This is a genomic window from Palaeococcus sp. (in: euryarchaeotes), from assembly GCF_053987695.1.
Genome location: NZ_JBMXHE010000095.1, coordinates 20,287 through 31,594, shown reverse-complemented (window position 1 = coordinate 31,594; position 11,308 = coordinate 20,287). Strand labels below are relative to the sequence as shown.

Here is an 11,308-nt window from a genome sequence, read left to right as displayed (position 1 = left end):
CCTATTAATCATTTTATCCTATATCTCAAAAGTGCCGCCACCCCTCCTATCGCCCTGAGCTTGTCTCCTCCTTCATGCTCCGAGCTGACGACGACAACTTCACTGCGCATTCCTCTAGCAAACTCCATGAGCTTCTCTATCTCCTCCTTATGCTCTCCCCTGAGGAGTTCATCGAGGATCAGGAGCTTCTCTATAGCGCCGTAGTTTGCAGCTTCCTGAACCTCTTTTAAGCCATAGGCGACAAGTCCCCCCTTTGAAATTTCCGCTATAACCTTCTCCACCAGCTGTATTTCCTTGGCAACCCTGTTTTCATGATAAACCCTGTCAACTATCCCCCTTCTTATAACCTCATAAATTCCCGTCCTTCCCGTGACGCTCGTGTCCTCAACGACGACTTTCTTCGCAAGGTCCGGGTAGCTACTTTGGAGAAACTTGTAGAATTCTTCCTTGACAAATCCGGGGCCTGCCACTATTGCTCTCTCCACATTCTCCCTTTGGATAATCTCCTCCATGGTCTTGGCAACATCATGGAAGAACTTCTTTTCGTCGGCATCTCTGTTTGTGCTGTATCTTTTCCCTCCAAGATTGTGTCTTATGCCCGTGATTATATCCACTCCATACTCTCTTACGAGAGCCATATCCGCCTCTCCATCCTCCATCACAACTATCATGACCTTGGCTCTTTTTGATGCGCTTTCGGCTTCTTTGAGTCTGTCCAGCTGGTATCCCTTCCATCTGGGCTTTTGGATTGTGATTATTGTACCTTCCCCAACGGTTATCGTGTGGTATTTTCCAAGGGGAACCTCTTCACTGGATGTGTAGACTATAGGACCGTTTATTCTCAAATTGTTTGCAAATTTATGGAAATCTATCTTTTCAGCCCGGATTCCCAGGAAGACAGGGATTACTTCCACCTTCTCGGCCCTGAGAGAATCACTTCTCTGTGCCTTCTTCCTGAGAGTCTTCGAAAATATGATGTCCCCCTCTTCGATTATGTGATAGAGATGCCAGAGGTCATCGAGAGTCTCGGCTTTAACTTTAATCTCACCTCTTTTCATGTCCCTGTGAATTATTTTCATGCTCACCACCATGGGGTATTAGAAGGGTTGGCTTTTAAAAGTGTGCGCCTGCACCAAAAGTGTGCGTCTGCCCAAAAAGGGATAAAAGAGGAATCAGCCGAGAACGCTTAAAAGCACTCCAGCTGCAACGGCGGTTCCAATAACTCCTGCAACGTTTGGTCCCATTGCATGCATTAGTATGAAATTTCCGGGGTCTTCTTCGCTTGCGAGTTTCTGAACAACCCTGGCGCTCATTGGAACGGCTGAAACTCCAGCAGCACCAATCATTGGATTTATCTTGCCTCCGCTCGCCTTCATCATGACCTTCCCCAAGAGAACTCCACCGGCAGTTGCCGAAGCAAAAGCAATAACACCCAAGCCCAATATAAGCAGCGTTTTTGTCGTGAGGAAGTATTGCGCCTGCATTGTTGATCCAACACCCAAGCCGAGGAAGATTGTGACAATGTTCATAAGTTCTTCTCTGGCAGCTTTGGCGAGCCTTTCAACAACACCACTCTCTCTAAAGAGGTTTCCAATCATTAGCATTCCGACCAGTGGCGCTGCCGATGGAACTAGCAAGCCTATGATAGTCATTGAGGCTATTGGAAAGAGTATTTTCTCCCTTTTGGATACAGGTCTTAGCTGCTCCATCCTTATTCTCCTTTCCTCTTTTGTTGTGAGTGCCTTTATGACTGGGGGCTGGATCAGTGGAACCAGGCTCATATAACTATAGGCGGCAACAGCTGTTGCACTCAATAGATGGGGGGCGAGCTTAACGGTGAGATAAATTGTGGTAGGGCCATCCGCACCACCGATGATACCTATGGATCCCGCCTCTTGGGGGGTGAATCCAAGGAGTATTGCCGTTAGCATCGCTATAAACACACCTATCTGAGCCGCTGCCCCAAGTAGAGCCGTTTTTGGATCCGCTATCATGGGCCCAAAGTCAGTCATTGCCCCAAGACCAAAGAATATCAGCAGAGGTACTACCTCTGTGTCTATGAGGTTTGTTTTTATGAGATAAAAGAGACCGTGGGGTGGCTCCACGATCCCTGTTAGAGGCAGATTTACCAAAACGGCGCTTATACCAATTGGGAGCAGCAGAAGCGGCTCATATCCCTTTTGAATTGCGAGATATACGAGCACAAGTCCAACAATTATCATTATGATGTTCCCGATGGTGAGGTTAAGCAAACCCATGTTCTGGAAGAACGTGATGATAGCTTCTGCAAGTCCGCTCATTTTGCATCACCCAAGCTCTATTAATGCTTGTCCTGTGTCTACTGTGTCTCCTTCTTTTATTAGGATGCTTTTAATAATCCCGTCTTTTGGTGAGGGGATTTCATTCTCCATTTTCATTGCTTCTAAAACCAGTAATCCTTGGCCTGTTTTAACTTGCTCACCCTCCTTAACAAGAATCCTGAGAATCTTACCAGGCATGGGCGCTGAAACAACATTCCCACCCACAGGCTGAGGTTTCGCTGGAGCTGAAACAGGAGCTGAAACAGGAGCCACAGGGGCGGTGACCACCTCCGGAGGAGCAACGGTCGTGGGTATCCCTAAATCCTTTGCCTGAACTTCGTAGCTCTCGCCTTCAAAGCTTACTTTGAACCTTCCTCCACTCAATTCCTCAACTTCAACTTCGTATGGAGTCCCATCCACAATGATCTTAACCTTTCCCTTCATATTCACCACTTCCCCAACTCATAGTTAAAGTTCTCAACTTCATCCATCTGGCTCTGCAGGCTATATAGAGACCAGTAATCATGAACTTTCTTTTTAAATGGAAGGGGTCTCAGCTGGGCATTTTTCTCCCCTATGTATGCTAAAATAGCCGCGGTGATTATTGCGAGCTTTCTTGGTTCTATCTTAACCTCTTTCGCTTCGACCCGTTCCTTCACAACTTCCTTGGCTTCTTCCTTCACGACTTTTTTAGGCTTGGGCTTCTCTGGGATCAGGAGCTTCTCAACGTACCCTATGCCGTACATTGCGAGTGCCAAAATAATGAGGACGAGGAAGACCACGGTGACACCGAGTACCGTGACATAGAGGCCTTCAATGAATGCCTGCATTGAAATCATCGCTCACACCTCACAATGGGATGTTCCCATGCTTCTTTGGAGGTAGCTTAACACGCTTGCTTGAGAGCGCCTCGAGAGCCATTATTATTCTCCCTCTGGTTTCTGCAGGGTCTATTACATCGTCAATGTATCCTCTTCCCGCCGCCACGTATGGGTTGGCAAACTTGTCCCTGTACTCTTTGATCTTCTGCTGTCTGAACTCCTCAGGGTTCTCTGCCTTTGCAATCTCCTTTCTAAATATGATGTTTGCTGCTCCTTCGGGTCCCATAACCGCAATTTCTGCCGTGGGCCATGCATAGACAAAATCGGCACCCAAGTGCTTGCTTCCCATAGCCAAATATGCTCCTCCATAGGCTTTTCTTAGAATTATAGTCACCAAAGGAACCGTCGCCTCTGCATAGGCATATAAGACCTTGGCACCGTGCCTAATGATCCCTCCGTACTCCTGTTGAACTCCTGGTAAATAGCCGGGAACATCAACTAAGGTTACAATTGGTATGTTATAAGCATCACACGTTCTCACGAAGCGTGCTATCTTATCGCTTGAGTCTATATCGAGAACTCCTGCCAGGTGTATTGGGTTGTTCGCCACAAATCCAACTGTTTGTCCATTCATCCTTCCGAATCCAACAACCGCATTTGGAGCATAGTATGGGAGTATTTCTAAGAAATCTGGGTTCCCATTGGCATCTCTATCCACTATCTCATAGATGACCTGTCTTACGTCATAACCTTTATTTGGATCATCCGGCACTATTTCATAGAGTTTCTCGCTCTTTCTAAATGGAAGGTCGCTTGTTGGGAGTTTTGGCGCTTTTTCCATATTGTTTGATGGTAGATAGCTTACCAAACGTCTTACCAGTGCCAGAGCTTCTTCATCGCTGTTGGCAATTAAGTGAGCCTGACCGCTCTTTTGAGCGTGTACCATACCTCCTCCAAGCTGATCAGAGGAAACCTCAATGCCTGTAACAGCTTTAACTACCTGAGGCCCTGTGATAAACATGAAGGTTGCCGGATTGTTGACCATAACTATAAAGTCCCCAATTGCCGGGCTATAAACCGCTCCTCCTGCACATGGACCCATAATAACCGTGATCTGAGGGACAATGCCGCTCATAATGGTATTCATCTTGAAGATGTCGCCGTATCCCTTGAGGGAGTCAACGCCCTCCTGAATTCTAGCTCCTCCTGAGTCATTTAAACCTATTATGGGCGCCCCAGCTTCGAGTGCCAACTCCATGACACGCTTGATTTTCGCCGCGTGCATCTCTCCAAGAGAGCCCCCCATCACCGTGAAGTCCTGGGCGTACACAAAAACGAGCCTTCCATCAATGGTTCCATATCCTGTTATGACTCCATCGGCTGGAAGTTCCTTCTCCCCCAAACCGAAATCCGTGTTTCTGTGCTTGATAAACATCCCTATCTCCACAAAGCTTCCGGGATCGAGGAGCTTTTCAATTCTCTCTCTCGCAGTGAGCTTACCTCTGGCGTGCTGCTTTTCCACTCCCTTCTCTCCACCCATCTGGAGAATCCTTTCCTTCATTTCATGCAACTCATTAACCTTTTCTTCCATGCTCATAAGAACCACCTGTCAAGGTATCTAAGCCTTTGTAGTTTGTAAAGTTTAAAAGCGTTTTCATGGCGATAAAATGCCCAAAAGAATACAGTATATCATGAAAGGAGATTCATTCAAGGCTCAGCCAACCTTTTTAATAACCCTGATTTTTCTCCCCTCAACTTCAAAGACCTTTCCAAAGAACCTCTCAACGACCCAGATATTCGTCAGCAGGTGCTTTGTAATCTCACTTACCCATATTTCCCCGCCTGTAAAGGGGAGAAATGGTATGAGCTGGTCTCCCAGGAATCTGTCCACTGCATAGCCCGATTTTAGCTCTTCTATTAATTCTTCCGCCGCTTCCCTCCCAACAGCCTCGGCGGGCTTTCCCTTTTTTCCCAGGGCATCACCTCCAATCCTTAGGACGTCCGTATCAGCCCAGAGAACTATTCCACTCCCAGGCCCGGCACTCCTGCTAGTCTCCCTATTTATTCCGACACTCAAATTTGGAAAAATTTTCTCAAGGATTCTCCTTGCACTCTCCGCCTGCCTCTCGGCTATGTGGTGTGGAAGGTTTGTGGCATGGCTCACACCTTCAAATCTGTTTATCTTTCTAAATTTTCTGGCTACAAGTTTTTTCTTTTCTTCCCATGGCTCCACTTTTCCAGAGACCAAACCCCCTCCCCTTGGATAGTGTCCCCTCCTCTTCACTTTTATCTCCACATTTAAACCCATCTTTTGCAGCGCGAAGAGCGTAACATGCTTTATGTAGTCTATGGGAGGTGACCATGGAACATCCGTCCCTCCAGTGATTTCAAAGGTTATCTCTTCTCTGGAAAAAGCCATAGCCGGGAGAAGAGCTTGGAGCACCAGACTTATGCTGCCGGCAGTTTTTATTGGGATCTTAACATGTTTTGCGCTTATCTCCCCAGGATAAAACTCTAACGTCGTTGAGCCCAGCTTTGCTCCTTTAACCCCTGCACCGCACAGCTCTTTGACTCCCAAAATTGCATGAAGATGCTGATTGCTCAATCCGGGCTTTGGGCGATTCGCTCTGATGTTTATAATTTTAATTGGTTTTCCGCTTATGGCAGAGAGCGCCACGGCACTTCTTAGTATCTGTCCCCCTCCTTCCCCATAGCTTCCATCTATGATTATCATATCTCTTCCCAAATTAAGATTTAGATGAAGGGATTATTAAATTGATGGTGCGACAAAGAGCAATTTTTCCTTATAATTCCCTGTCATTATTAAGTATTAAATACAATTTAGATTTTCGGCATTTTTATATATTTCAAGGACTAATTATATATTGAGGTGAGTTGATGGAACCCGGGGTGTTTTTTGAGCTTCCAATCCCCCCAGAACCGGACAAGAGGATTGTGGAGAGAGAATATGATAAAGTGGAATTTATCTCAAGCTATTTATGGAACAAAGCCGAGATTTATGACTTTTTAGGACCTGCAGGCATTCATTATGGAGAGTTCAAAACTATTGTGAGGGAGAATAGAGAGAAAATTGAGAGATGGCTTCGGGCGGAGTGTGAGTGGAAGAAGCTTGTGGAGCAGATCTATTATGATCTGGAGGAGCTCGTTAGGCTGAAAGAACATATGAAAATGGAGCTCTAACTTCCGGAAAGATTATAAACCAATTCTTGCTTAACTTGGAGAGGGTGCTACATGAGAGTAGTGTTTGATATAGGAGGTTCTGTTCTTGTTCCAGACGAGCCGGACATTGATTTCATAAAAAAAATTGCATATCAGCTCACAAAGATAAGTGAGGATCACGAAGTAGCCGTCGTTGTAGGGGGCGGAAAAGTTGCCAGGGAGTACATAAAGGCTGCGAAGACATTCACACCAAACGAGACATTCAAGGATTACATAGGAATACACATTACGCGGGCGAATGCAATGCTCCTGATAGCTGCTCTAGGAGAAAAAGCATATCCTTTTGTTGTTCAGGACTTCAGGAAGGCATGGGAGGTCATGCAGGTTAAAAAGATCCCCATAATGGGGGGGACTCATCCGGGGCACACCACGGACGCCGTTGCCGCTCTTTTGGCGGAGTATCTTCAAGCGGATCTTCTGGTTGTTGTAACAAATGTGGATGGGGTGTACGACTCTGATCCAAGGAAGAACCCAAATGCCAGGAAGCTGGCCAAGATAACCACTCAAAAGCTGGTAGAGATAGCCATGCAGGGTGAGAGCAAAGCGGGCGGAAGCGGGGTTGTTGATGCGCTGGCGGCAAAATTCATTGAGAGAGGGAAGATCAAAACAATCATAGTTGGGAAGGAGGATGCCATCAGGCTCTTTGATGTAATTAAGGGAATCCATAATGGCACTCTCGTTGTTCCCTAATTTTAGACAAGCAGAACTGCCAAAATCCCGGCCAGGAATATCCCATCAAATGTTCCGGCCCCTCCTATGCTGGCCATCGGGGCTCCGAGCTCTTTTATTTTCTTCATGTTCATAAGGTCGGCACCTATGAGGACGCCCATCGTGCCGCTCATGTATGCTATCAGAGGTTTATTTCCCCCGAGTATCAAGGCAAGTGCTATGGCGATTAGGGGAGGTATTAATGTAGGTACGGCGATTCCCAGCCCTCTTACGGGCTTTGCAAATGAGTGGATTATGAGAGCGGCTATTATGGTTGCCAGGAATGCCTTTCCAAGGAGTTCATAATCACCCACCGTGCTCAGTCTGACTATCTCGTATGAGACTATGCTTAAGGGAACCAGCGCCCCTCCCACGTTCACAGCTATGACCGTCTTTTGTTCTCCCCAGTCCACGTATGGAACGGGATAAGTAACCCCAAAGAATGAAACCTCCTTAACCCGGGCTATCGGTCTGTAGCTCGTTACCTCCTTCACAGGAATATTGATGAAGCTTCCTATAAGAGATGCCCAGAAGAGTGTGTATGCAACAGATAGAGGAAGCCCCAGCTTTCTAAATGCTAGAGTTATTGTACCCGCAAACAGGATGAAGAGCAACGGCAGTAGGAGAACTAAGAGTATTATGAATGGAAGTGCCAGTGGTGGGAATAAATAACGCCTCATAACATCACCTTCTCACATAGAATAACATGGGAATCACCTTTTAACTTTAACCTTCAGATTGCTCACAAGTGAGCGTTAGATTTATAATTCATGAGAGTGGAAAGTAGGTGGGGAGGGAAATGAACGCCATTGAGGTCAGGGAATTGAAAAAGAGCTATCCAAAGAAAATACCCCTCCCTCTGAGGAGGGTTGAGTGGATTGAAGCCGTTAAAGGCATAAGCTTTGAAGTTAAGAAGGGAGAGCTCTTTGGACTCCTCGGGCCCAACGGTGCGGGTAAGACCACGACGATAAAGATGCTTACAACCCTCCTGGAGCCAACGGGAGGAGAGGCTAAAATCTTGGGCTATGATATTAAGAGGGATGCGCGGGAAATTAGAAAAAGGATAAATCTCGTTGCCGAGGGGGAGAGGACATTATACTGGCGTCTTTCAGCCTATGAGAATCTGAAGTACTTCTCGAGAATTTATTATGTTCCCAAAAATAAGGAGAAGGGGAGGATAGAAGAACTTTTAAAGCTTGTCGGTCTGTGGGAGAGGAGAAATGATCTTGTGATGGGCTTCTCAAGAGGTATGAAGCAGCGTCTGGCGATAGCGAAGGCATTAATAAACGATCCCGAGGTGCTCTTTCTCGATGAGCCCACACTGGGCCTCGATGTTCAAAGCGCGCTCTTTGTCAGGGAATTCATAAAAAAGCTCGTTGAAGAGCACAAAAAAACCGTCCTCCTTACAACGCATTATATGGCGGAAGCCGAGGAACTCTGTGACAGAATAGCCATCATAGATCACGGTAAAATCATAGCCCTGGATACCCCGGAGGGGCTTAAGAGGATGATTACCGATGAAGACGCCGTTGAGATAAAGGTGAAGGACTTTGCTCCATCAAAACTTGAGCGGAGCCCTTTTAGAATGGCTGTTGTTAAAGAGGATGCGAGCACAAACATGCTGCTCTTAAGGGGTCAGGTGGTCGAGGAAGAGCTACCAAAACTTGTTGAATGGCTCGTAAGAAGGGGTGCAAAAATTTTGAGTGTCGAACAGAAGGAACCCACGCTTGAGGATGTTTTCATAAAGCTAACGGGGAGAGCAATAAGAGATTAGGTGATGGTATGCTCGCCGTAATGGAGAAGGAATTGAGGATGTTCTTCAGGTACCCTCTGAGGGTCGTTAGTTCCATAATCGTCGGCATAGTGTTTCTTGTGCAGTTCATCTTTTTTGGACAAGCTGTTCTTGGAGGACGTTATTCAAGTATGCTGGCGGCTTCCACAGGAATGGGCGATTATCCCACTTATGCTTTAATTGGCTATGTTCTATGGTGGCTCTTCACATCTCCGATAGAAGCATACATATTTGGTATTAGAAGGGAACTCCAGCGGGGAACTTTGGAGATCAACATGTTAGCTCCATTACGAACCATAAAATTCCTGATAGGGCTCTCTTTGGGCTGGATACTCATAGACAATGTCCTCATGGGAGTTGTGTTCCTTTTTGGGGTCTGTCTCTTTAAAATACCGCTGAGCTGGGGGATTATTTTAAAGGCTGTTCCCATCTTCATGCTGGCATTTGTTGCATTTCTGGGCTTTGGGATGATTTTTGCAGGTTTGGTGATGCTCTTTAAGAATATAGGAGCCCTCGGACAGATATTTGAATTTCTGGTAATGTTCCTCTCAGGCGTCTTCTTTCCTCTCAATGTCATGCCATACTGGGTCAGGGCAGTTGGAAATGCAATCCCCCTAACCCATGCTATAAACATAGTTAGAGGTGTTTTTGTGGGGAAGAGTTATGCTGAGATGGCCTCGAGCCTGCAGGCATTGCTTCTCTTATCCACCGCTTATTGGCTCATAAGCTACGGTATATTCAGGTGGGCCGAGAAGATCACGAGGGTGGTGGGTTATGGTGGCTACTGAGCTGAGGCCCCTATGGGGGGTTATGGTCAAGAACTGGCGTATCTTCCTGAGCTACAAAATATGGTTTGTGAGCGATATACTAATGGGGCTTTTCTTTGTGGCTCAGGCTCTTCTTATAGGCATAGGATTAACGGGGGAGAGAAACTCTCCGGCACTGCAGAAATTAACGGGATACTCGGACTACGTAGCATTTGCCGTTCTCGGCCTCATGGTCCTCTTCTTTGGACTCACATTTTTAAGCGGTTTTGTCTGGAATGTTGTGGACGAGCTTTATGCAGGAACTTTAGAATATAATTTTGCCGCCCCTATGAGAAGGCCGACTTTTTTCCTCGGGAATGTTCTCCTGAGAATAGTTATGACACTCATATACCTCATCTTTTATCTAGTACTCTTCAAGTTCCTCTTTAACCTTCACCTGAACTTTTTGGCATTTATCAAAGCCGTCCCCGTGCTTCTAATTGGCGCCCTTGGAATGATAGGGCTTGGAATGGCAGCTGCTGGTGTGGTTCTCTACCTGAGAGATCCGGGACCGTTTATAACAGTCCTTGAGATGCTCGTGTTTGCCCTGAGTGGGGCAATGTACCCCCTGAGCATCCTTCCAAAGGGCCTGCAGATCATGGCTAAAGCGCTCCCATACGCACCAACAACGGATGCCATAAGGAAAGTGGTGGCCTTTGGATACGGAAGTGCTAAAAACGAGATTGTATATTTGATTGTGATATCATCGGTTTACGTCCTGTTCGGTTATGTGGCATATAAATGGAGTGAAAAACAGGCGAGGGTAATCGGTTTAAAGAGCTATTGAGGTGATTAAAATGAGGGCTGTTGCCTTTGTTGGCTTCAAAAAGAGTGGAAAAACAACTTCACTTGAGGCTGTTGCAAGGGAGTTGAAGAAGAGGGGCTATCGCATTGGTATAGCAAAGAGCATGCATGCAACTTTCGATAGGGAAGGAAGCGATACTTGGCGCTTCTCCGGTGTGGCGGATTATGTTCTGGTGAAAGCAGAGGACACGGACGCTTTCCTCTTCAAAGCAAAGGATCTTAACGCTCTGCTATCAATGATGCCCGATGTGGATTTCCTACTTCTTGAGGGTTTTAAATCGATAAAGCACGTTCCCAAAGTAATATGCGCAAGGGAGGAGAGTGAGGTTAAAGAGTTAAACGATGGGCTGGGAATTGCTGTGAGTGGTGTTATAGCAAATGATGAAAGCGACAGGATTGAAGGACTTCCCGTGATGAATGCCCTTAGAGATGTGGAGAAGCTTGCGGATTTAATCGAAAGGAAGGCTTTCATGCTTCCAAATATAGATTGCAGAATGTGCGGCTTCGATTGCTATAACATGGCAAAGCTGATAGTTAAAGGTGAGAAAACGCTCAAAGACTGTGTGGTCTTGAACCAAAGGGCAAAGGTAATTGTCAAGGTCGATGGAAAGATTCTACCCATGAAGGACTGGGTGCAGGAGCTTGTGGAGAAAACTGTTAAGGGAATGCTATCGGCGATGAAAGGATACAAAGAGGGGAGGAAGATTGAGATTATAATCAGGGAGTGATATTGGAGTGCCATTATGGGTGATTGCCCCGACCAGCAAAAAAGAAGGACTTCTTTAATTCCCTCTCACTCCTCAGTTCATTACCCTCTAATTGGGTTCACGTTCATCG

The 11,308-nt window shown here is 46.3% G+C and carries 13 protein-coding genes; 6 read left to right on the top strand and 7 right to left on the bottom strand.

The genetic code is table 11. The features are described from left to right. Positions 1 to 8: 8 nt before the first annotated feature. From ACXJGZ_RS07675 to rtcA, 6 genes are all read right to left on the bottom strand, one after another. Positions 9 to 1,079, bottom strand: a complete 1,071-nt coding sequence (locus ACXJGZ_RS07675; protein WP_456398915.1) for an mRNA surveillance protein pelota — start codon at positions 1,077 to 1,079, stop codon at positions 9 to 11. Positions 1,080 to 1,172: 93 nt separating this feature from the next. Continuing rightward, entirely contained in the window at positions 1,173 to 2,300 is a 1,128-nt protein-coding gene (locus ACXJGZ_RS07670; protein ID WP_293254994.1) for a sodium ion-translocating decarboxylase subunit beta, read from the bottom strand. A gap of 6 nt (positions 2,301 to 2,306) precedes the next feature. Then, positions 2,307 to 2,744: an acetyl-CoA carboxylase biotin carboxyl carrier protein subunit gene (locus ACXJGZ_RS07665; protein WP_456398913.1), complete on the bottom strand. Its 438-nt coding sequence runs from the start codon at positions 2,742 to 2,744 to the stop codon at positions 2,307 to 2,309. Between the two features lie 2 nt (positions 2,745 to 2,746). Further along, positions 2,747 to 3,139, bottom strand: coding sequence for an OadG family protein (locus ACXJGZ_RS07660; protein WP_456321435.1), 393 nt, complete (start codon positions 3,137 to 3,139; stop codon positions 2,747 to 2,749). 10 nt (positions 3,140 to 3,149) lie between these two features. Continuing rightward, entirely contained in the window at positions 3,150 to 4,718 is a 1,569-nt protein-coding gene (locus ACXJGZ_RS07655) for a carboxyl transferase domain-containing protein (protein WP_456321434.1), read from the bottom strand. Positions 4,719 to 4,835: 117 nt separating this feature from the next. Next, positions 4,836 to 5,855, bottom strand: coding sequence for an RNA 3'-terminal phosphate cyclase (gene rtcA / locus ACXJGZ_RS07650; RefSeq protein WP_456398909.1), 1,020 nt, complete (start codon positions 5,853 to 5,855; stop codon positions 4,836 to 4,838). A 164-nt stretch (positions 5,856 to 6,019) separates the two neighbouring features. Here rtcA and ACXJGZ_RS07645 point away from each other — a divergent pair, with 164 nt between their 5' ends. Both ACXJGZ_RS07645 and pyrH read left to right on the top strand, forming a co-directional pair. Next, positions 6,020 to 6,322, top strand: a complete 303-nt coding sequence (locus ACXJGZ_RS07645; RefSeq protein ID WP_456398907.1) for a hypothetical protein — start codon at positions 6,020 to 6,022, stop codon at positions 6,320 to 6,322. Positions 6,323 to 6,373: 51 nt separating this feature from the next. Continuing rightward, positions 6,374 to 7,051, top strand: coding sequence for a UMP kinase (pyrH, locus tag ACXJGZ_RS07640; protein WP_456398905.1), 678 nt, complete (start codon positions 6,374 to 6,376; stop codon positions 7,049 to 7,051). A 2-nt stretch (positions 7,052 to 7,053) separates the two neighbouring features. Here the strand turns inward: pyrH and ACXJGZ_RS07635 are convergent, their stop codons facing one another. Then, on the bottom strand, positions 7,054 to 7,749 hold the full coding sequence (locus ACXJGZ_RS07635) for a DUF1614 domain-containing protein (protein ID WP_293255333.1): 696 nt from the start codon (positions 7,747 to 7,749) through the stop codon (positions 7,054 to 7,056). Positions 7,750 to 7,868: 119 nt separating this feature from the next. On the opposite strand from ACXJGZ_RS07635, the gene ACXJGZ_RS07630 reads away from it, so the two are divergent. Genes ACXJGZ_RS07630 through mobB form a run of 4 tightly spaced genes read left to right on the top strand, consistent with a single transcriptional unit; the run spans position 7,869 to position 11,199 of the window. Further along, a complete protein-coding gene (locus tag ACXJGZ_RS07630; RefSeq protein WP_456321430.1) occupies positions 7,869 to 8,843 on the top strand; it encodes an ABC transporter ATP-binding protein in 975 nt (324 codons plus the stop codon). A gap of 8 nt (positions 8,844 to 8,851) precedes the next feature. Then, positions 8,852 to 9,649 (top strand): ABC transporter permease, encoded by a 798-nt coding sequence (locus tag ACXJGZ_RS07625; RefSeq protein ID WP_456398902.1) that lies wholly within the window; start codon positions 8,852 to 8,854, stop codon positions 9,647 to 9,649. Beyond that, entirely contained in the window at positions 9,636 to 10,454 is an 819-nt protein-coding gene (locus tag ACXJGZ_RS07620; RefSeq protein ID WP_293255339.1) for an ABC transporter permease, read from the top strand. The genes ACXJGZ_RS07625 and ACXJGZ_RS07620 overlap by 14 nt, the downstream gene beginning before the upstream one ends. Before the next feature lie 10 nt (positions 10,455 to 10,464). Next, positions 10,465 to 11,199, top strand: coding sequence for a molybdopterin-guanine dinucleotide biosynthesis protein B (mobB, locus tag ACXJGZ_RS07615; protein WP_456321427.1), 735 nt, complete (start codon positions 10,465 to 10,467; stop codon positions 11,197 to 11,199). Positions 11,200 to 11,308: the final 109 nt, after the last annotated feature.